Genomic DNA, 21718 nt, shown 5'->3' with positions numbered 1-21718 from the left:
GATAGAACAGCATAAATGACAACCGAATATATGACAGAGTCAAAGGACTTTCTTGCGATTGCCGATCGCTGCTTGTTGTCGCCTTATGATATCGATACAAGCGGATTGCAACACGTATTAGGACAGATACTGACGCATAAAATCGATTATGCTGATCTTTATTTTCAGTATAGCCGCTCCGAAGGCTGGATGCTGGAAGAAGGTATTGTTAAATCGGGTAGCTTCAATATTGAGCAAGGTGTCGGTGTCCGTGCGGTCTGTGGAGAAAAAACCGGATTTGCTTATTCCGACGATATCAGCATGCCGGCGTTGGTGTCAGCCGCTCAAGCAACACGGGCGATTGCCAATCAAGGCAGTATCCAGTCAGCTCAAATTGTGAAACGTAATGCAATTGATCAACGATCACAGCTTTATTTGCCCGAAGATCCGATAGCGAGCCTTAAGGATGCGGATAAGGTAGCGCTACTGGAAAGATTGGAACGCATTACTCGGCAGCTTGATCAGCGTGTGACGCAAGTGGTGGCATCACTTGCTGGCGAGTATGAAGTGATCCTGGTGACGCGCAGTGACGGATTGGTTGCGGCCGATGTAAGACCGCTGGTTCGTTTATCAGTGCAAGTGATCGCGGAAGAGAACGGCCGCCGTGAACAGGGGGTAGCCGGTGGCGGCGGACGCTTCAGTTATGCTTATTTTACCGATGAGATTTTGCACGATTATGCAAAAAAAGCTATTCATCAAGCCACGGTCAATCTGGATGCCTGTCCGGCACCGGCTGGCACGATGACAGTGGTTTTAGGAAGCGGTTGGCCTGGGATTTTGCTACATGAAGCAATCGGTCATGGATTGGAAGGGGATTTCAACCGTAAAGGCAGCTCGGCTTTCTCAGGGCGTGTCGGTCAACGCGTTGCCGCTCCCGGTGTTACGGTTGTCGACGACGGAACGATTCCACGGCGGCGCGGGTCGTTAAATATCGATGACGAAGGTAATCCGACACAATGTACTGTATTGATAGAAGATGGCATACTGAGGGGCTACTTGCAGGATAGCCTGAATGCCCGCTTGATGGATTTGCCGGTAACCGGCAATGGCCGGCGTGAATCGTTCGCGCATATTCCTATGCCGCGCATGACGAATACGTATATGTTGAACGGCGACAAAGATCCGGCGGAAATTATCGCCTCGGTGAAGCATGGTTTGTACGCGGCAAACTTTGGTGGCGGTCAGGTTGATATCACCAGCGGGAAATTTGTTTTTTCAGCTGCTGAAGCCTATATGATTGAAGATGGTAAAATCACCTACCCTGTTAAAGGGGCGACCTTAATCGGTAACGGGCCTGATGTGCTGACCCGGGTTTCCATGATTGGCAACGATATGCTGCTGGATCCGGGTGTCGGGACTTGCGGGAAAGAAGGTCAGAGTGTGCCGGTAGGTGTCGGGCAGCCGACATTGCGCATCGATGGATTGACTGTCGGCGGGACAGGAATTTGACGATGCGATGATAATTAGAATTTTTTTATAACTTGTTGAAATTGATATTGGGATGCAGAAAGCATGAGCGTGGAATTAACCGGTGCTGAAATTACGATACGTTGTCTGCAGGAAGAAGGAGTGCAGTGTATTTTCGGCTATCCTGGCGGTGCGGTGTTATTTATTTATGATGAATTGTTCAAGCAGGATAAAGTCCGGCACATTTTAGTGCGCCATGAACAGGCTGCGATACATGCCGCCGATGGCTATGCGCGCTCCAGTAATAAAGTGGGCGTGGCGCTGGTGACATCAGGTCCGGGTGTTACCAACGCGGTAACCGGTATTGCTACGGCATATATGGACTCAATTCCAATGGTGATAATTAGCGGACAAGTGCCTACCAGCGCTATTGGTCTCGATGCATTTCAGGAAGTTGACACTGTGGGTATCACGCGCCCATGCGTCAAACATAACTTTCTGGTGAAAGATATCACCGAACTGGCGCTGACTATCAAAAAAGCTTTCTATATCGCTTCAACCGGACGACCTGGTCCCGTGCTGGTGGATATCCCAAAAGACATCTCACAGCAAAAAACCAAGTTCGTATACCCGGATAAGATCAGTATGCGTTCCTATAATCCCGTGACCAAAGGGCATTCACGGCAAATTAAGAAAGCGGCGGAATTGATTCTCAGCGCTAAGCGGCCGATGGTGTACGCGGGTGGCGGGGTAATACTAAGCGATGCCGCGCCGCAATTGACCGAGTTAACGCAACTGCTGAATTTTCCTTGCACCAATACGCTGATGGGATTGGGCGGATATCCTGCAACCGATAAGCAATCGCTGGGTATGCTGGGCATGCATGGCACGTATGAAGCGAACATGGCGATGCAGTATTGTGATGTTCTGATAGCCGTGGGTGCCCGTTTTGACGACCGTGTGATCGGCAATCCGAAGCACTTTTTCAACGAAAACAGAAAGATCATTCATATCGATATTGATCCGTCTTCTATTTCAAAACGCGTCAAAGTGGATGTGCCAATCGTAGGTGATGTTCTGGATGTGTTGAAAGAGCTGATCAAGCTACTCAAAGCCGAGAAAGAAAAGCCGGATCAAACCGCGTTGAAAGAATGGTGGAAACAGATCGAGCTGTGGCGTGAGCGGGACTGTTTGAAATTTGACCGGAGCAGCAAAATCATCAAACCGCAGATGGTGATTGAGAAACTGTTCAATGTTACCAAGGGCGATGCGTTTATTACGTCGGATGTCGGGCAGCATCAGATGTGGGCAGCGCAGTTTTATAAGTTCGATAAACCGCGGCGCTGGATCAATTCCGGCGGATTGGGCACGATGGGATTCGGTATGCCTGCCGCGATGGGGGTGCAGCTCGCTAATCCGAAAGGGAAGGTTGCGTGTATTACCGGCGAAGCGAGTATCCAGATGTGCATACAGGAATTATCAACTTGCAAGCAATACAAACTGCCGCTGAAAATCATTAATTTGAATAATCGTTATATGGGCATGGTCAGGCAGTGGCAGGAGTTTTTCCATGGTAACCGCTATGCGGAATCCTACATGAATGCGCTGCCCGACTTTGTTAAACTGGCTGAAAGTTATGGGCATGTCGGAATGAAGATTGAAAAACCGGAAGATGTGGAAGATGCGCTGAAAGAGGCATTCAAACTGAAAGATCAGCTGGTGTTTATGGACTTTATTACCGATCAGACCGAAAACGTATTCCCTATGGTACCGGGCGGCAAAGGTCTTTCTGAAATGATTCTGGTGTAGAAAAATAAATGCGACATATTATTTCTTTATTGATGGAAAATGAGGCAGGTGCTTTGTCTCGTGTAGCAGGTCTGTTCTCGGCGCGCGGCTATAATATTGAGTCACTTTCAGTTGCACCTACCGAGGATCCCACATTGTCGCGGATGACGCTGGTAACGATTGGATCGGATGAAGTCGTGGAGCAAGTGACCAAGCAGTTGAACAAACTGATTGAAGTAGTCAAAATCATCGATTTGAATGACGGCAATCATATCGAACGCGAGTTGATGCTGGTCAAAGTCCGCGCGGTAGGCCCAGATCGCGAAGAAATCAAACGGCTCGCCGAAATTTTCCGTGGTTCTATCATCGACGTTACGGATAAGTCCTATACCATTGAGTTAACGGGCACCAGCTCGAAACTGGATGCGTTTCTTGAAGCAATCGAGCGCAGCGCGGTTCTGGAAACAGTACGTACCGGCGCTTCCGGCATAGGGCGCGGAGAATGGATTTTAAAGGTATAATCCGTACTTACTGATTAATCCCGGTTTTTAGGCTGGCAATCCAGAGTGATTCATTCGCTAAAATAGTATTCTCTCTATTACCCGCCTGTTTCTATCCTATTTTTGTTTAAAAGGAAAATAATGAAAGTTTATTACGACAAAGACGCAGATTTATCTCTGATTAAGGGGAAAAAAGTAACGATATTGGGTTATGGCTCGCAAGGTCACGCGCATGCTAACAATTTGAGTGAATCCGGTGTGAAAGTAACTGTCGGTCTGCGTAAAGGCGGATTATCTTGGGGTAAAGCGGAAAAAGCCGGATTGAAGGTTATGGAAGTTGCTGAAGCAGTTAAAGATGCTGATGTCGTCATGATTTTATTGCCCGATGAACAAATTGGATCGGTATATAAAAGAGAAATCGAGTCCGGCTTGAAGAAAAATGCGACAGTGGCATTTGCGCATGGTTTCAGCGTGCATTATGGACAAGTGACGCCACGTGAAGATCTTGATGTGATCATGATTGCACCCAAAGGGCCAGGTCATCTGGTACGCTCGACCTATCTACAAGGTAGTGGTGTGCCATCACTGATCGCCGTGCATCAGGATAAATCCGGTAAAGCGCGAGATCTGGCACTTTCTTACGCAGCTGCTAACGGCGGAACTCGGGGCGGTGTGATTGAAACCAGTTTCCGCGAAGAAACCGAAACAGACTTGTTCGGAGAACAAGTGGTGCTATGTGGCGGCTTAACTGCGCTGATTCAAGCTGGTTTTGAGACGCTGGTGGAAGCCGGTTATGCGCCGGAAATGGCGTATTTCGAGTGCTTGCATGAAGTTAAATTGATTGTCGATCTGATTTATGAGGGCGGTATCGCCAATATGCGTTACTCAATTTCCAATAATGCGGAATATGGTGATGTATCACGCGGACCACGTATTATTACGGATGAGACACGTGCTGAAATGCGTAAAATTCTGCGGGAGATTCAAACTGGTGAGTATGCGCGCGAGTTCATTCTGGAAAATCAGGCTGGCGCACCGGTGCTTAAATCAAGCCGCCGTATTGCATCCGAACATCAAATCGAGCAAGTGGGGGCTAAGTTGCGCGACATGATGCCATGGATCAAGAAGAATAAATTGGTTGATCAAGGTAAAAACTAAAAAATTAACTTTATGGCTCATTATCCCCATCCTATCATTGCTCGCGAAGGCTGGTTACACATTGCGATTGCGTTTGTCGCCGCGCTTGGCGCAACAGAATTAATTGGTTGGCTTTGGGCGCTCCCGTTCTGGGTGATTGCTCTTTTTGTTCTGCAATTTTTTCGCGACCCGCCGCGCGAAGTGCCGGAGAATCGCAATGCCATATTGGCACCGGCTGATGGCAGAATTGTGGCGGTAGAAAAAACGCAAGACCCTTATTTGAATCGCGAAGCGCTCAAAATCAGCGTGTTTATGAATGTATTTAATGTGCATTCCAACCGCAGCCCGGTTGATGGAGAAGTGCGTGACAAATGGTACTTCCCGGGAAAATTCATTAATGCGGACTTACCCAAGGCTTCGCTGGAGAATGAACGCAATGCGTTATGGATTAAAACGGATAATGGCGCCGATGTGACCTGTGTGCAAGTTGCCGGGTTGATTGCCAAACGTATACTTTGTCACGTATCACCCGGCGAGCATTTGACGCGCGGTCAACGTTTCGGCTTTATCAGGTTTGGTTCGCGAGTGGATGTATATTTGCCGCTGGATACTAAAATCAATGTCAATATCGGAGATAAGGTGTCGGCGACACTGACCGTATTGGCGGAATTTCGCGAAGAAGCTAAACCGGTGGTTTGAAGGAACCGCGTTTCACTTTTTGTGCTAGCGTTGCAGAATCAATAACTGGTATTGAGTCAAGTTTCTCGTGATTCTTGTCATTGATTTTTAACTGAGTATATTTCCGTTTCGTATCCTTTTATTAAAACGCTCATGACGCCTGATTCTCTACCAGAACGAACCGTACTGAAAGCCCGGCTGAGACGGCGCGGCATCTATCTGTTACCCAATTTATTTACGACGGCTGCATTATTTGCCGGGTTTTATGCCATCGTGCAGGCGATGAACGGAAATTTTGAATATTCGGCAATCGCGGTATTCATTGCTATGGTACTGGATGGATTGGATGGCAGAGTAGCGCGATTGACGGGTACCCAAAGCGAGTTCGGCGCTGAATACGATAGCTTGTCGGACATGGTTTCTTTTGGTGTTGCACCGGCATTGATTGTGTATGAATGGGCATTGAAGGAAATGGGGCAATGGGGTTGGATTATTGCATTCATTTATTGTGCTTGTGCCGCATTGCGGCTTGCGCGTTTCAATACCAACATCGAAGTGGTCGATAAACGTTTCTTTCAAGGTCTGCCCAGTCCGGCTGCTGCTGCATTAATTGCGGGATTGGTTTGGGTAACGATTGATTTTCAAGTGCAAGGAAGCGATATTAAGGGATTGGCTTCCATCGTGACTTTATTTGCCGGTTTGACGATGGTTAGCAATATTCCATACTACAGCGGCAAGGAGTTTAATTTACGCCGCCGCGTGCCGTTTTTTACAGTCCTGTTATTAGTGCTGTTCTTCTTTGTTTTGATTCCGAGTCATCCGCCGCTGGTCTTATTCATTTTGTTCGCGGTTTATGCATTTTCCGGTTATTTTGTGAAGTTATGGCGGTTTGGCAGAAATAAGAAAAATAGTGAGACACCCGGTACTTGAAGATTACCTATTGCGTCCAAAGGAAAAACTATTTATATTCCCGTCCATCATGTTTTCTAAGCACTTTACCCAATCATTGCATTTTATTCCAGCTTCCACAGTTCTAGTGGAACTGCTGCTGCGCCTTGCGCGCTAAAATTTTCTCCCCCTATTTCCCTTTCTTCCCTATAAAATTCGCATCACGAGTTTTATTATTCATTAAGGTTTTCTTCCTCAAGCGGAGAGCATAATGCAAGAGCATTTGATTATTTTTGATACGACGTTACGTGACGGTGAGCAAAGTCCTGGTGCATCCATGACGAAAGAAGAGAAGGTGCGCATTGCCTGGCAACTGGAGCGCATGGGTGTCGATGTCATTGAAGCCGGTTTTCCCGCAGCTTCCAACGGAGATTTTGAGGCAGTCAAGGCGGTTGCCGATTCGGTTAAAGACAGTGTCGTCTGCGGTTTGGCGCGGGCGATTGAAGCGGATATTCAACGTGCCGGTGAAGCATTGAAAGGCGCACAATCGGCTCGCATTCATACGTTTATTGCAACATCGCCGATTCATATGAAGAAAAAGCTGCGCATGTCACCTGACCAAGTGATCACACAGGCAGTGAAAGCGGTGAAATGGGCGCGCCAATATACCGATAACGTTGAGTTTTCTCCGGAAGATGCCGGCCGGTCGGAAATTGATTTTCTCTGCCAGATATTGGAAGCAGTGATTGACGCCGGTGCAAAGACATTGAATATTCCGGACACGGTTGGCTATACAATGCCCGATCAATTCGGCAAGCTGATTCATAATCTGCGTGAACGCATACCGAATTCCGATAAAGCGATCTTTTCGGTTCATTGTCATAATGACTTAGGGCTGGCTGTGGCCAATTCATTGACCGCTGTGATGAATGGTGCGCGTCAGGTTGAATGTACGATCAACGGCCTGGGAGAACGCGCAGGCAACGCTGCGCTGGAGGAGATCGTGATGGCTGTGCGTACGCGCCAGGATTATTTTCCCTGCGATACAAAAATCGATACCACGCATATCGTATCGGCCAGTAAGCTGGTGTCCGGCATTACCGGTTTTCCGGTACAGCCTAATAAAGCAATTGTAGGCGCTAATGCTTTTGCACATGAATCCGGCATTCATCAGGATGGTGTGTTGAAGCATCGTGAAACCTACGAAATCATGCGGGCGGAAGATGTCGGGTGGGGCGCGAATAAATTATTGCTGGGGAAACACTCAGGCCGTAATGCTTTCCGTAACCGTTTGATGGAACTGGGAATCGAGTTGGAATCCGAAGAAATGCTCAATAATACGTTCATGCGCTTCAAGGAGCTGGCGGATAAGAAACATGAAATCTTCGATGAAGACTTGCAAGCGCTGGTTTCTGATGAGGTGCTGGTGTTACAGGAGCGTTACCGCCTTATATCGCTCACTGTGCATTGTGAAACCGGTGAAGTGCCGTATGCACGCATCGTGATTTCCGATGATGGTAAGGAGATGCGTGCCGAGTCTCAAGGCAGCGGTCCTGTGGATGCAACTTTCCGCGCGATTGAGACGTTACTGGCCAGTGAAGCTAAGCTGCAACTGTTCTCGGTGAACAATATTACCAGTGGAACCGATGCGCAAGGTGAAGTGACTGTGCGATTACAGAAATCCGACCGTATCGTAAACGGGCATGGCTCCGATACGGATATCGTTGTCGCTTCGGCAAAGGCTTATCTGAGCGCGTTGAATAAACTCCACAGCAAGCTGGAACGGGCTCACCCGCAAGTGTAGCTGGGATGAATAAATAAAATGGAAGCTCTGCACAAGATGATGAAACGTAATGTCACAGTATTATTTTGTTTGATTGTCTTGCTGTTGAGCTTCTCAGTGCAAGCATTTCAGTTCCAAGACACAACCGGGAAAATTCATAAACTTACGGATTACAAAGGGCGTTGGGTGCTGGTCAATTTTTGGGCGACGTGGTGCCCGCCCTGCTTGAAAGAAATTCCCGACTTGATTGCGCTGTATGAGCAACGCGAAGATCTGATCGTGATCGGAGTCGCGATGGATGTGGATGACCCGAAAGTGGTGTTGGATTTTGTGAAATCCATGTCCATTAACTATCCCATTGTGTTGGGTGACCGGAAAATTGCTTCCCAGCTGGATGACGTTTCGTTATTGCCCAGTACCTATTTTTTTGATCCGGAGGGAAACCCGGCTGCGCGTCAGCAGGGGATTATTTCGCGCGAGAGTATTGAAGAGTTTATAGACTCAAAATCAAACAAAAAAAGTGTTAATCAAAAACACTGATTTCACCGATGGTTCATTCTATCCGGTCAGGATGCCGAATAGCGCCAAACCGTCTGCCATTTGTTGAACACCAATTGCGGGTAGGCGGCTTCTCCGAGACTGCCGTTGTATCGTCCTAATGCACGGAAATAGTCGCCTTTTTCCTTATTCAGATAATGGCGCAGAATGGTGCAGCCGTAGCGCAAATTCACGCGCAAATGAAACAGATTGTGATCTTGGTGGCCGATTACGCCAGTCCAGAATGGCATAACTTGCATATAGCCGCGTGCACCGGCATGTGAAACGGCATATTTCTTAAAACCGCTTTCGACTTGGATGATGCTTAACACTAACTGCGGATCCAACCCAGCCCGTATTGCTTCGTAATAAACCGTTCTCAGAAATTCCTCCCGCTCGATCAGATCCGGTATGTATTTTTCCATACGTCGGCTCATGTTGATCAGCCAGGTTACGCTGTCTGCTACAGCGGCATATTCGATATACGAAGCCGCTTGATCACTTTTCTCATGAAAAGTGATGGTCTGCGTACTGGCAGATAGCTGTTCATACTGCAAATTGTTGGCATGAATGAAACTGGATGAGAATAATAAGAAGAGTGTACCGATTAGTTTTTGCATAGCTTGGCCGATATGAATGAAAAAATTTCATCAATGTGTACCGCTTGTGAAGCTTGATCTTTCCGTCCTTGATATTCAATGGTCGATTGCTTGAGTCCTCGTTCGCCGACAACAATCCGGTGCGGAATGCCGATTAATTCCATATCGGCAAACATGACACCGGGGCGCTCATCGCGATCATCCAAGAGTATTTCGATCTGTGCATCGGTGAACTGTTGGTAGAGATTTTCCACGGTATCTTTGACGAGAGCGCTTTTTTGTAGGCCGATGGGTACGATCGCAAGTTGAAAAGGCGCGATGGTATCAGGGAAAATAATGCCATGATCATCGTGATTTTGTTCGATGGCAGCTGCGACAATGCGTGAGATACCGATTCCATAGCACCCCATTTCCATATTTTGAGTTTGGCCTGATTCATCGAGATAGTTGGCTTTCATGATTTCGGAATATTTGGTACGTAATTGGAAAATATGACCCACCTCAATGCCGCGGCAAATTTCCAGTTTACCTTTGCCGTCCGGAGAATCATCGCCCGGAACAACATTGCGGATATCAAAGACGTGATCGGGTAGTTTGAGATCGCGTACAAAGTTTACCTGCGTCAAATGAAAGCCTTCTGCATTAGCGCCACACACAAAATTACTCATATTCATGACCGCTTGATCAGCAATTACACGAGTTTCCAAACCGACAGGGCCGATATATCCGGGCACTGTTCCAGTGGTGCGTAGAATATCCTCTTCAGTGGCCATCTGAAACCCAGATAAAAAGGGTATTTTTCTTACTTTTAATTCATTGAGCTGATGATCACCTCGTAGCAGCAAGAGGAATATTTCGTCATTAGCTTTGACAGCCAGCGTTTTGACGGTTTTTTGCAGCGGGATTTTTAAAAATTCGGCAACCTCGGCACAAGTCTTTTTACCGGGAGTTGCTACTTTTTGCATATCGCCATCCGGCGTATCACGTTCTTGTTGAGCAAATAATGCGTTAGCTAATTCGATATTGGCGGCATAGTCCGAGTCAGGGCAAAACGCGATGGCATCTTCTCCGGAATCCGCTAATACATGAAACTCATGAGAGCCGCTGCCCCCGATGGCGCCGGTATCGGCTGCAACGGCACGGAATTTCAATCCGAGGCGGGTGAAAATGCGGCTGTAAGTTTCATACATGAGTTGATACGTTTGCATCAAACTGTTTTCATCGGTATGGAATGAATAAGCATCCTTCATGATAAATTCGCGCGCGCGCATGACACCGAAGCGCGGCCGGATTTCATCGCGGAATTTTGTTTGAATTTGATAAAAATTGAGTGGCAGCTGGCGGTAGCTTTTAATTTCCTTGCGTGCGATGTCGGTGATGATTTCTTCGTGCGTGGGGCCGAAACAAAAGTCATGCTCATGACGATCCTTGATTTTTAGCATTTGCGGCCCGAAAACATCCCAACGGCCGGTTTCTTGCCACAATTCCGCTGGTTGTATTGCGGGCATGAGCACTTCGATGGCGCCGCTTTTGTTCATTTCCTCCCGCACGATATTCTCTATTTTACGTAATACCCTCAAACCTAATGGCATCCAAGTATACAATCCGCTCCCCAAGCGCTTGATGAGTCCGGCACGGAGCATGAGTTTGTGACTGATGAGCTCCGCTTCGGCGGGAGCTTCTTTAAGCGTTGAAATAAAAAATTGCGAAACGCGCATGAGGGGATTCCATTATGAAAATAAAATTGTGACGATTTTACCTTGAAATACTTGGTTAAGTGGGGATTAGTCCCTATATGCCGAATAAGTAATTTAATTGAGATTGATGAAAATGCTGGAGTGCTAGGATTTTTATTCTTCGAGCACTTTCAATCTAAAGAAAAGTATGAAAAAATCCACCCATTTGATGGGTCAAATGAGTATTCCATATGATTGACCGTAATGGATATCGCCCCAATGTCGGTATTATCCTCCTGAATTCAAAAAATGAGGTATTCTGGGGCAAACGTATTAGACAAAATTCTTGGCAATTTCCTCAAGGCGGCATTAAGTCGGGAGAAAGTCCCGAACAGGCCATGTATCGGGAATTAAGCGAAGAGATCGGGTTGCGTCCAAATCACGTAGAGATTGTTGGGCGCACACGGGATTGGTTACGGTACGAGGTTCCCGATCGCTGGATCCGGCGGGAGTGGCGGGGGAATTACAAGGGACAAAAGCAAATTTGGTATTTGCTGCGTTTGATCGGGCGCGATAGTGATGTTTCATTGCGCAGGAGCGCGCACCCCGAATTCGATGCTTGGCGCTGGAACCAGTATTGGATTGAATTGGATTCGGTTGTTGAATTCAAACGTAAAGTATATAAGCAAGCGCTGACGGAATTGTCGCGCTTGTTAAAAACGGATTCTTGTCCCAACCAAAGTATCGGGGCGGGATATGATCAAAAAATTCTACTCAAAGGATCGAGAGAGATCCTGGCCGATCAACTGGAAGTAAACGAGTAGTTCGTCTGAGAGTTTTGCAGGGTTTTTAAGTCGTCCTGCAAGTAACAGGAACGAAGTTGAGCCGTTCCGCTTTTTACAAATTCCCATGTGTGGGTGTTTCATCAGGCGTAATCGGCTGCGCCACTACAGCCGTTTTTTATTTATTTACTTATGGAGAATACCGATGAAGATACGTGCAGTGGTTGCGTCGCTGTTATCGATTGGCGCTCTTGTCACTTCGATTAATGTTTCAGCCAATGAACCTATTCAGCCCATTAAAGCTGCAAAAGTAGCAAATGCTGATGTGGTTGAACTGGGTAAGATGCTGTTTTTTGATCCCCGTCTGTCAAAATCAGGATTTATTTCATGCAACTCTTGCCATAATCTGAGCATGGGCGGAACGGATAATATTCCTACCTCAATCGGTCATAAATGGCAACAAGGCCCGATTAATGCACCAACCGTCCTTAATGCCAGCATGAACTTGGCGCAATTCTGGGATGGACGGGCTAAGGATCTGAAAGAGCAAGCCGGTGGCCCAATTGCTAATCCAGGTGAAATGGCTTCAACCCATAAAGTGGCTGTCGAAGTGCTGCAATCCATTCCTCAGTACCGTGCTCATTTTGCAAAAGCATTTGGTTCCGATCAGGTTGATATTGACCGGGTTACCACTGCGATCGCTGCTTTTGAAGAAACACTTGTTACACCGGGTTCGCGTTTCGATAAATGGCTGGAAGGTGACAAAAAAGCATTGAATGCTCAAGAAGTGGAAGGTTACGAATTATTCAAGAGCAGCGGCTGCGCCGGTTGTCATAACGGCCCAGCAGTTGGCGGCGCGCTTTATCAGAAATTCGGTGTGCATCATCCTTATAAAACCGCAAGCAAAGCGGAAGGAAGAAAAGGGGTCACTGGAAAGGATACTGACTTGAATGTTTTCAAAGTACCGACTTTGCGCAATATTGAGTTAACCTATCCCTACTTTCATGATGGCGCGGCAGCAACATTGGAAGATGCAGTAAAAACAATGGGTAAAATTCAGTTGGACCGTGATTTCAATAAGAAAGAAATTGATAGCATTGTTGCTTTCTTAAAAACACTAACCGGTGATCAGCCTGATATTAAACTGCCGGTTTTACCACCTTCCAACAATAATACCCCAAGACCTGTACCGTTCTAATAATGAGTGGCTGACTGAAAAATAAGCAATTTTAATATTGAAACAAAGCCGGGGAATCAATATCCAGGCATTCAGGGTGCCAACAAACAATCTGAATGCCTGTGAGTCGCCAATAGGGTAGTGATGCTACGGGCAGTAGTTGATTTAGATTAATATGACGGCTCTACTGTATTAGTGCAATCAGGTATAGATTTACATTAAAAAATAAAGTAGAGTCACTATTCCAATAACCAATAATTAGAATAGGGAGTTACCCATGGGTAACAAGGGACAGTTACTGCAAGATCCGTTTTTGAATATATTACGGAAAGAGCATATTCCGGTATCGATATATCTAGTGAATGGTATTAAATTGCAAGGGCAAATTGATTCATTTGATCAATATGTTGTGTTGTTGAAAAACTCGGTTACGCAAATGGTATACAAACATGCGATTTCTACGGTAGTGCCCGCAAGAGCCGTTACTATTCCTATTGAAACATTGGATGCACGTGATGCCTGATGCTTGAATCAGGTATGGATAAAGCGAATGCTGCTGTTGCAGCGATACTGGTTGGTATTGATTTTGGCAGTAGCACTCATGCTGATAGCTTGCAGGAATTGCAGCAACTGGCTATTAGCGCAGGACTCCAAGTTGCAGCGGTTCTGGAAGGGAAGCGTTCGCGGCCTGATCCAACGACCTATATCGGTAGCGGTAAAGTCGACGAGATTGCACGGTTGATCTCGTTAAACAACGCTACACTCGTTATATTCAATCATGATTTGTCTCCGGCACAGCAACGCAATTTATCTTTGCGGTTAAATTGTAACGTCATTGACCGCACCAGTCTGATTTTGGATATATTTGCTCAGCGTGCTAAAAGTCATGAAGGAAAATTACAAGTAGAGCTTGCACAGCTTGAGTATCTGGTGACGCGTCTTGTGCGGGGTTGGACTCATCTGGAGCGGCAAAAAGGGGGTATTGGTTTGCGTGGTCCGGGTGAAACTCAGTTGGAAACAGATCGCCGTTTGATTCGAAAGCGTGTTAAATTGCTCAAAGAGAAACTTGCAACTCTGCAGCGCCAGCGTACTGTGCGGAGGCGCTCAAGGCAGCGTACCAATGTATTGTCGGTATCTATTGTCGGTTATACCAATGCAGGGAAATCGACTCTATTTAATAAGTTGACTCGCGCTCAAACGTATGCCGCCGATCAATTGTTTGCTACATTGGACACGACGACACGAAAATTATTTCTTGCTGAAGGAGGGCCGGTAGTCATTTCCGACACGGTAGGATTCATTCGAGAACTACCGCATACCTTGGTGGCAGCTTTTCGTGCCACACTTGAAGAAACCGTGCAAGCCGATATCTTGTTGCATGTTATCGATGCCAGCAGCCCTAACCGGGATGAGCAAATCGAAGAAGTGAATAAAATTTTAAAAGAGATTGGCGCTGATACGATTCCGCAAATTTTAATCTTAAATAAGATTGATCTGACTGACTTTGCAGAAGCTAGTAAAGGTTGTACACGTGACGAATATGATAGAATATCTCGCATTCGTTTAAGTGCAAAAACTGGTGAAGGAATAGCACTTGTAAGGCAGGCATTGACAGAAGCAGTAGTAGAAAACTCTAAGAAATTATATGAAGAACCTACAGATATTCCGAAAATAACTGGAGATTGTGCTACGGTACAATAACTTTTTTGAACGAACAAAACAGGAATTGTTATGGGATTAAATGATCCACAATGGGGAAAAAACAAAGGTGATTCTGGTCCGCCGGATCTGGATGATGTACTGCGTAATGTCAACAAAAAGATCAATAATATTTTCGGGCAAAAAAAAGGTGGTGGAGGCGATGACGGCTCTGGCTCTAATACTCCAAGCCCTAAGCCGCAAAGTGGCAGTAGCATCGCAGTGATTCTTGGTTTGCTTGCGGTAGTCTGGTCGGCAAGCGGATTTTATATAGTGGATGAAGGGCATAGAGGCGTTGTGTTACGTTTCGGCCAGTATGTAGATACCGCTCCGGCAGGTTTGCGGTGGCATATACCTTACCCGGTCGAGAAAGTGGAAGTAGTAAACGTCAGTCAAGTTCGCACGGTTGAAATTGGTTATCGTAACAATGTGCGCAGTAAAGTATTGCGGGAATCATTGATGTTAACCGATGATGAAAACATCATTGATATTCAATTTGCGGTGCAATACATATTGAATAATCCGGAAAATTTCCTATTTAAGAATAGGAATCCTGACGAAGCTGTTTTGCAAGCGGCAGAAACGGCAATCCGTCAAGTAATCGGTAAAAGTAAAATGGACTACGTTCTTTACGAAGGCCGTGAGCAAGTTGCAGCTAATGCAACGCAATTAATGCAGAAGATTTTGGATCGTTACGAGATTGGTATTTCGATCAGCAGAGTAACGATGCAAAATGCCCAACCGCCTGAGCAAGTTCAAGCAGCTTTTGATGATGCGGTTAAAGCCGGACAAGACAGAGAACGGCAAAAGAACGAAGGCCAGGCTTATGCCAATGACGTAATTCCAAGAGCGGTAGGTAATGCGGCTCGATTGATTCAGGAGTCAGAGGGTTATAAGCAACGCGTGATTGTCAGTGCGGAGGGTGACGCCAGCCGTTTCGAACAAATTCTTGCTGAATATAGCAAAGCGCCGAAAGTAACGCGTGAACGTCTATATCTAGATATGATGCAGCAAGTGCTTTCTAACACCAGCAAGATTATTGTTGATCAGAAAAGCGGTAACAACCTCTTGTACTTGCCATTGGATAAGTTGGTTAATATGAGTGGAGCGCCATCATCGGTTTCACCTGTCGCCGTGCAGCCTATGATGCAGGAAACGACAACTGAGAGCGGCAGTGTGCGGGCTCGAGAATCTTTTCGCAGTCGCGAACGGGAGGCAAGATAGATGAAAAGTTTTACATCAGTATTTTCAGGCATTGTTATCGCAATTTTTTTTCTGGGTAGCTCAGCTATTTATGTTGTGGATGAACGGCAGCAAGCTATTTTGTTCCAACTGGGTGAAGTTATCGATGTTAAAACCGAACCTGGTTTATATTTCAAAATTCCAATCGCACATAATGTACGTTATTTTGAGAAACGTATTCTTACAATGAATACCGAAGAACCCGAACGTTTTATTACTTCAGAAAAAAAGAACGTTCTGGTGGATTTGTTTGTGAAATGGCGTATTGTCGATGTGAAACAATATTACATCAGTGTGCGTGGTGATGAAGCACTGGCGCAAACACGTTTGGCGCAGACTATCAATGCAAGTTTGCGCGATGAATTTGGTAATCGCACTGTTCATGACGTAGTTTCGGGTGAGCGTGATGTCATTATGGAAATTATGCGCCAGAAAGCGGATAACGATGCGCGCTCTATTGGTGTGGAAGTAGTCGATGTGCGCTTGAAGCGTGTTGATCTTCCGCAAGAGGTCAGCGAGTCGGTATTTAGACGTATGGAAGCGGAGCGTAAAAGAGTTGCCAACGAATTACGTTCTACCGGTGCGGCTGAATCAGAGAAAATTCGCGCGGATGCCGACAGACAGCGTGAAGTCATATTAGCTGAAGCTTACCGAGAAGCGCAAAAAACGATGGGTGATGGTGATAGTCAAGCAGCAGCGACTTATGCCACTGCATTTCAGAAAGATCCGGAGTTTTATGCTTTCTGGCGTAGCGTTGATGCTTATAAACAGTCATTCAAGAACAAGGGTGACATGTTAGTGTTGGAACCTACCTCCGATTTCTTCAAGTATCTGAGAAACCCGGCAGTCAGCAAGTAGGTAACGAGGAGTGGTATGGATGAAGGTATAAACGCAATTTCTGCATTGCATACCTAGGTGGTTTTTATGTAACTCGATTATGTAATGACTGAGAAAGAGGTTCTGGAAATCGTAATGGTTCTTGTATATGCGATTACATCAGAACCTCTTAATTTTTCTGCTTCTTGTAGAGAAATTATGTTGGCACGATTAAACCGGAGTGGTTCTGAGTATGTGGGAAACTTTTCTTAATGCAGTTGCATTGATGTTAATTTTAGAAGGAATGTTACCCTTTCTATCACCGCAGACATGGCGGGAAGCATTTAGAAAACTGACGGAGATTAACGATAATCAGATCCGGTTTGTAGGTTTGACTTCGATGTTAGTCGGATTAATGGTGCTTCTGATCGTCAGTTGATGTTTTTTTATTCTTTTTGTTGACAGCTCGTCAATCGTAAATATGCACAATTGGTTACTTCCAGAGTTTGTTGAAGATATATTGCCTGCGGAAGCAATACATATTGAAGGTATGCGCCGCCAGATCATAGATCTGCTGATGGTGCAAGGCTATCAACAAGTGGTGCCGCCTTTATTGGAGTATGTAGAGTCGTTGCTGACCGGTAGTGGCAGTGACATGGATTTGCACATGTTTAAGGTGATTGATCAGTTGAGTGGCCGCATGATGGGGCTACGTGCCGATATGACACCGCAAGTGGCAAGAATTGACGCGCATTTGTTGAATTTTGAAGGCATTACACGTTTGTGTTATGCCAATAGCGTATTGCATACCGTGCCCGCGGGCATAACTAAAACGCGAGAGCCTTTACAAGTAGGGGCAGAGCTTTATGGTCATTCCGGTCTGGAGAGTGACTTAGAAGTTCAGCGGCTTATGTTGCAGTGCTTGACTGTCTCCGGTGTGAGTGCAATCCAATTGGATCTTGGTCATGTCGCAGTTTTTCGTGGCTTGATTAAAGGCGCGGGTATTTCGCACGAACTTGAAGCTGAGCTTTATGCGGCATTGCAAGCAAAAGATGTGTCCACTTTACAGGAACTGTGTGTGGATTTGCAAAAGCAAACGCGAGAAGCATTATTGCTATTGCCTGAACTGTATGGCGATCACAAAGTGCTTACTGATGCGGCCAGCCGATTACCCGATTATCCGGAAATCAGAGCGGCCCTGAATGAACTGAGCATTGCTAAAGAAGAGCTGAAACCGATTGTCGAAGAGATCGCATTCGATTTGGCCGATTTACGCGGCTATCATTATCATACCGGAATGGTTTTTGCTGCCTATACCAGCGGTTGCTCCAATGCGATTGCTTTAGGCGGACGTTATGATGAAATAGGCAAAGCATTCGGGCGAGCCCGCCCGGCCACAGGTTTCAGTATGGATTTAAGAGAATTGTCCAGATTGATGAAGCCGCAATCGTATCCAAAGGCAATCAGCGCGCCTTATCAGAAAAAAAACACTGAGTTGGAAAACAAAATTGAGCAATTGCGTAAGTCAGGGCAGATCGTTGTGGTGGAATTGCCGGGGCAAAAAGGCAAATCTCTCGATTGCGACAGGGAATTAATATTGCATGACGGGCAATGGATCGTTAAAGAAATTTAATCATTTGGAAACAGAATTTTTTAGAGATTAGCACTATGACTAAGAATGTTGTCGTCATTGGTACGCAGTGGGGCGATGAAGGAAAAGGAAAAATCGTCGACTGGCTCACGGATCATGCGCAAGGTGTCGTGCGTTTTCAAGGCGGACACAACGCAGGTCACACATTGGTCATCGGCAACAAGAAAACCGTATTGCACCTGATTCCCTCCGGTATTCTGCGTGATACGGTGGTTTGTTATATCGGTAATGGCGTCGTGATTTCGCCGGAGGCGCTGCTCAGTGAAATTGATATGTTGGAGCAAAGCGGGATTGATGTCAGCAATCGATTGCGGATTAGTGAAGCCTGCCCGTTAATTTTACCTTGTCATATTGCCTTGGATAACGCGCGCGAGACTGCCAGGGGTGTCGGAAAAATAGGCACTACGGGGCGTGGCATTGGACCGGCTTACGAAGATAAAGTCGCACGGCGGGCTATTCGCTTGCAGGACCTGTTTCACCGTGATCGTTTTGCTGCCAAGCTGGGTGAGATGCTGGATTATCATAATTTCGTGTTGAAAAATTATTTTCAAGCGCCGATTATAGATTTTCAAAAAACAATGGATGATGCATTGGCCCAAGCCGAGAGAATCAAACCCATGCTAGCCGATGTTCCGCGATTGTTATTTGAAGCAAATAAAGCGGGAAATAATCTGTTGTTTGAAGGTGCGCAAGGCGCGCTACTTGATGTCGATCATGGTACATATCCTTTTGTAACATCAAGCAATTGCGTGGCTGGCGCCGCAGCTCCCGGGAGTGGAGTGGGGCCGCAGATGCTGCATTATGTCCTGGGAATTACCAAGGCCTATACCACACGGGTTGGATCAGGGCCATTTCCTACAGAACTGGATGACGAAGTTGGCAAGCATCTGGCTAAGCGCGGTCATGAATTTGGGTCGACTACTGGACGCCCACGCCGCTGCGGCTGGTTTGATGCGGTCGCGCTGAAGCGTTCGATACAAATTAATGGCGTAACAGGGTTATGTATTACTAAACTGGATGTATTGGATGGTGTCGAAAGTTTGAATCTTGGCGTTGGCTACAAATTGAGCAATGGCAGCAGCAGCACTATTCTCCCTGTTGGTGCTGACGACCTGGATAACTGTGACCCAATCTACGAGGAAATATCGGGCTGGTCAGAAAATACGGCTGGAATTAAGGAGTTCACACAGTTACCCAAAGCGGCGCAAAACTATCTGAAACGTCTTGAAGAAGTTTGTGAAATACCGATCGATATGATTTCCACTGGACCGGATAGGGAAGAAACGATTCTGCTGCGTCATCCGTTTAAATAATACCGCTTGACAGAAGTTAATCGTGCGTCATGCTGATGCTGTACAAATCGTTAGTTGGGAAGAAGCGGAGAGTGCTCTGCGTGCAGTACGAACAACGGTATTTATTCGCGAACAGCAGGTTCCGGAAGAATTGGAGTGGGATCAGTTTGATGCAGTCAGCGTGCATGTGCTTGCTTTGAATAACGCCGGTCAACCGGTGGGGACTGCGCGATTATTGCCGGATGGTCATATCGGACGTATGGCGGTATTAAAAGAATGGCGTGGCCAAGGTTTGGGCAGCGCGTTGTTGACAACTTTATTGCAGATATTAATAAGACGGGGCCAGTTTGAGGCGCAATTGCATGCTCAAACGAGCGCTATACCATTCTATAAAAAATTGGGATTCCAAGTTGTGGGAGAAGAATTCATGGAAGCCGGTATTCCACATGTCAAAATGATGTTATCTCTCAAAGAGTCAGCTTTGATTATTTGACCTCCGATGTGCCCCATTCATTTGCCAGCATATCGGAAGCTTGCTTCCATCGATTAATTGCTTGCTCCATCGCGATTTTGGCTTGCTCCGATTTTCTTTTGGCTGTTTCTGCTTCGCGTTCGGCTTTCATCATTTTTTGCTTAGCTGAGACCAGTTTTTTCTCAGCAAAAGTAGCGTCTTTGGCCAAAGATTCTGCAGTTTGCTTGGCTTTCATCATTTTTTCATACGCCACACTGGCATTTTTTTGCAGAAGTTCAATGGGTTCGGCATGAGCAAACGAGGCAATTAGAACACTTAGTATGCATAAAGTGGATTTAATTAGTTTCAAATTGAAATTCATTATCATGATTTATGGACTCAAAGTTTTCTGCATTGCTCTTAGCTCAATCTAAGTTGAGGTAAAATCAGTATAACAAAAAGCAGATGTTTCTGCTGATTGCTGTCGGTTATCAAATCTTTATTAAAGATCTAAAAAAACAAAATTGAGATAAAATTTTTCAGGTGAATAAGTATGATGAAAAGTGTGAGAATGTTGTTATCAGTATTTAAAATCAGTGCGGGCTTATTGTTCGGTATAGGGCTAATTACCTATGCCGCACCGACATTAGCCAATTGTGAAGGTTGTTTATGTCCTGGAGATCCATGTAATCTTTGCCCATTGCCAGCGATGGAAAGTGACCGGCCGAAACCAAATGAACCAGATATCTGCGCCAGAATCAGAGAAAAGGTGCCGCCAACCTCGGCTCAACCAGGATCAAACGAATATTTTCCCAATCTAGACAAATCGGTAATGGTTTGTGTCAATGAAGGCGGTGATGTTATTCGGAATAAACAGCGCAATCCGGAATATCCATCGCGGTTTTATTGTAAACCTCCGCGTTCTATAAAACAGAATTAGTAAAAATCTAACATCGTTTTTATAATTCTAGTTTTGAAAAATTATAACGATGAGTGGTAGTCATTAAAATACTTGAGGTTTGTAGATTTACCTCAGGTTTTAGGCAGTTATGGTTGCAATATAGAAAAAAAGAAAGTAGTATCCAATCCTTTTTCTTTGAAGGAGCTGTGGATTTTTATGGCTAACAGTGCACAAGCAAGAAAGCGTGCGAGACAAGCGATCAAACGCAGAGAATACAATGTCAGTTTGCGGTCTAAATTACGTACTGCAATAAAATCGGTTAGAAAGGCAATTGGAACAGGAAATAAGGAATTGGCCCAAAATGCTTTTAATAGTTCTTTGGGAACTGTGGATTCAATTGCTGGTAAGGGCATCATTCATAAAAATAAGGCTGCGCGTTATAAAAGCCGATTATCTGCGGCCATCAAAATGCTGAATAGCTAAGAATAAGTAATTTACTTTTTCATTTTATAGCGCAGAAAGTATTGAGAAGAACGGGATCCGAGATGGTATCGTGTTTACAGTCCCCTTGACAGTGGTGAGGTGACTAAGTAGTCTAGGGGAGGCTACCTGCCTGTGTTTTGGGAAGCTGTGCGGGCAGAGGGAACCGGATGGATTGAGGAAGTAAAAGCTCTGG

23 protein-coding genes are annotated in these 21718 nt (G+C 45.8%); 20 read left to right on the top strand and 3 right to left on the bottom strand.

From position 1 onward, the window contains the following. Window positions 1-15 precede the first annotated feature (15 nt). The 8 genes from tldD to DU481_RS03850 all read left to right on the top strand — a co-directional run bounded on the left by tldD (window position 16) and on the right by DU481_RS03850 (window position 8760). A complete protein-coding gene (gene tldD, locus DU481_RS03885) occupies window positions 16-1488 on the top strand; it encodes a metalloprotease TldD (RefSeq protein WP_350132748.1) in 1473 nt (490 codons plus the stop codon). A gap of 63 nt (window positions 1489-1551) precedes the next feature. Further along, window positions 1552-3255 (top strand): acetolactate synthase 3 catalytic subunit, encoded by a 1704-nt coding sequence (locus DU481_RS03880; RefSeq protein WP_107803657.1) that lies wholly within the window; start codon window positions 1552-1554, stop codon window positions 3253-3255. Between the two features lie 8 nt (window positions 3256-3263). Next, window positions 3264-3755 carry an acetolactate synthase small subunit gene (ilvN, locus tag DU481_RS03875; protein WP_090319562.1) on the top strand — a complete coding sequence of 164 codons (492 nt, stop codon included), beginning with the start codon at window positions 3264-3266 and terminating at the stop codon, window positions 3753-3755. Window positions 3756-3875: 120 nt separating this feature from the next. Then, a complete protein-coding gene (ilvC, locus tag DU481_RS03870) occupies window positions 3876-4892 on the top strand; it encodes a ketol-acid reductoisomerase (protein ID WP_350132746.1) in 1017 nt (338 codons plus the stop codon). Window positions 4893-4904: 12 nt separating this feature from the next. Next, window positions 4905-5570, top strand: a complete 666-nt coding sequence (locus tag DU481_RS03865) for a phosphatidylserine decarboxylase (RefSeq protein WP_350132744.1) — start codon at window positions 4905-4907, stop codon at window positions 5568-5570. Window positions 5571-5702: 132 nt separating this feature from the next. After that, window positions 5703-6479 carry a CDP-diacylglycerol--serine O-phosphatidyltransferase gene (gene pssA, locus DU481_RS03860; protein ID WP_350132742.1) on the top strand — a complete coding sequence of 259 codons (777 nt, stop codon included), beginning with the start codon at window positions 5703-5705 and terminating at the stop codon, window positions 6477-6479. Window positions 6480-6708: 229 nt separating this feature from the next. Next, a complete protein-coding gene (locus tag DU481_RS03855) occupies window positions 6709-8241 on the top strand; it encodes a 2-isopropylmalate synthase (RefSeq protein ID WP_350132740.1) in 1533 nt (510 codons plus the stop codon). Window positions 8242-8259: 18 nt separating this feature from the next. Continuing rightward, window positions 8260-8760 (top strand): TlpA family protein disulfide reductase, encoded by a 501-nt coding sequence (locus DU481_RS03850; protein WP_350132738.1) that lies wholly within the window; start codon window positions 8260-8262, stop codon window positions 8758-8760. A 26-nt stretch (window positions 8761-8786) separates the two neighbouring features. Here DU481_RS03850 and DU481_RS03845 read toward each other — a convergent pair whose 3' ends face one another. Both DU481_RS03845 and DU481_RS03840 read right to left on the bottom strand, forming a co-directional pair. After that, the gene (locus DU481_RS03845) at window positions 8787-9377 is read right to left on the bottom strand and encodes a lytic transglycosylase domain-containing protein (RefSeq protein WP_292669978.1); all 591 of its coding nucleotides are present in this window, start codon (window positions 9375-9377) and stop codon (window positions 8787-8789) included. Continuing rightward, window positions 9365-11074 (bottom strand): proline--tRNA ligase, encoded by a 1710-nt coding sequence (locus tag DU481_RS03840; protein ID WP_350132735.1) that lies wholly within the window; start codon window positions 11072-11074, stop codon window positions 9365-9367. Before DU481_RS03840 ends, DU481_RS03845 begins: the two co-directional genes overlap by 13 nt. A 209-nt stretch (window positions 11075-11283) precedes the next feature. On the opposite strand from DU481_RS03840, the gene DU481_RS03835 reads away from it, so the two are divergent. The 10 genes from DU481_RS03835 (at window position 11284) to DU481_RS03790 (ending at window position 20183) form a co-directional block, all read left to right on the top strand. Continuing rightward, window positions 11284-11856 carry an RNA pyrophosphohydrolase gene (locus DU481_RS03835; protein ID WP_350132733.1) on the top strand — a complete coding sequence of 191 codons (573 nt, stop codon included), beginning with the start codon at window positions 11284-11286 and terminating at the stop codon, window positions 11854-11856. Between the two features lie 163 nt (window positions 11857-12019). Further along, the gene (locus DU481_RS03830; RefSeq protein WP_292669975.1) at window positions 12020-13012 is read left to right on the top strand and encodes a cytochrome-c peroxidase; all 993 of its coding nucleotides are present in this window, start codon (window positions 12020-12022) and stop codon (window positions 13010-13012) included. A gap of 256 nt (window positions 13013-13268) precedes the next feature. Then, the gene (hfq, locus tag DU481_RS03825; RefSeq protein ID WP_090319587.1) at window positions 13269-13514 is read left to right on the top strand and encodes an RNA chaperone Hfq; all 246 of its coding nucleotides are present in this window, start codon (window positions 13269-13271) and stop codon (window positions 13512-13514) included. Then, entirely contained in the window at window positions 13514-14692 is a 1179-nt protein-coding gene (gene hflX / locus DU481_RS03820) for a GTPase HflX (protein WP_502889906.1), read from the top strand. The genes hfq and hflX overlap by 1 nt, the downstream gene beginning before the upstream one ends. 30 nt (window positions 14693-14722) lie before the next feature. Further along, window positions 14723-15913: an FtsH protease activity modulator HflK gene (gene hflK / locus DU481_RS03815; protein ID WP_350132728.1), complete on the top strand. Its 1191-nt coding sequence runs from the start codon at window positions 14723-14725 to the stop codon at window positions 15911-15913. After that, window positions 15914-16789, top strand: coding sequence for a protease modulator HflC (gene hflC, locus DU481_RS03810; protein WP_090319593.1), 876 nt, complete (start codon window positions 15914-15916; stop codon window positions 16787-16789). Between the two features lie 211 nt (window positions 16790-17000). Beyond that, a complete protein-coding gene (locus DU481_RS03805) occupies window positions 17001-17186 on the top strand; it encodes a DUF2065 domain-containing protein (RefSeq protein WP_090319596.1) in 186 nt (61 codons plus the stop codon). Between the two features lie 42 nt (window positions 17187-17228). Continuing rightward, window positions 17229-18380 (top strand): ATP phosphoribosyltransferase regulatory subunit, encoded by a 1152-nt coding sequence (locus DU481_RS03800; protein WP_350132726.1) that lies wholly within the window; start codon window positions 17229-17231, stop codon window positions 18378-18380. A 35-nt stretch (window positions 18381-18415) separates the two neighbouring features. After that, window positions 18416-19711 (top strand): adenylosuccinate synthase, encoded by a 1296-nt coding sequence (locus tag DU481_RS03795; RefSeq protein WP_350132724.1) that lies wholly within the window; start codon window positions 18416-18418, stop codon window positions 19709-19711. 22 nt (window positions 19712-19733) lie between these two features. After that, window positions 19734-20183: a GNAT family N-acetyltransferase gene (locus tag DU481_RS03790; protein ID WP_350132722.1), complete on the top strand. Its 450-nt coding sequence runs from the start codon at window positions 19734-19736 to the stop codon at window positions 20181-20183. Here the strand turns inward: DU481_RS03790 and DU481_RS03785 are convergent. Further along, window positions 20176-20511, bottom strand: a complete 336-nt coding sequence (locus tag DU481_RS03785; protein ID WP_350132720.1) for a BAR domain-containing protein — start codon at window positions 20509-20511, stop codon at window positions 20176-20178. The two genes, DU481_RS03790 and DU481_RS03785, sit on opposite strands and share 8 nt — an antisense overlap. A 183-nt stretch (window positions 20512-20694) precedes the next feature. Here DU481_RS03785 and DU481_RS03780 point away from each other — a divergent pair, with 183 nt between their 5' ends. Beyond that, window positions 20695-21081 (top strand): hypothetical protein, encoded by a 387-nt coding sequence (locus DU481_RS03780; protein WP_350132718.1) that lies wholly within the window; start codon window positions 20695-20697, stop codon window positions 21079-21081. 177 nt (window positions 21082-21258) lie between these two features. Next, entirely contained in the window at window positions 21259-21525 is a 267-nt protein-coding gene (gene rpsT, locus DU481_RS03775; RefSeq protein ID WP_350132716.1) for a 30S ribosomal protein S20, read from the top strand. The last annotated feature ends 193 nt before the right edge of the window (window positions 21526-21718 follow it).

The organism is Nitrosomonas sp. (genome assembly GCF_040240425.1).
Classification (GTDB): Bacteria; Pseudomonadota; Gammaproteobacteria; order Burkholderiales; family Nitrosomonadaceae; genus Nitrosomonas.
Note: the sequence above shows the minus strand (reverse complement) of the source record. Positions and strands in the feature narration are given on the sequence as shown.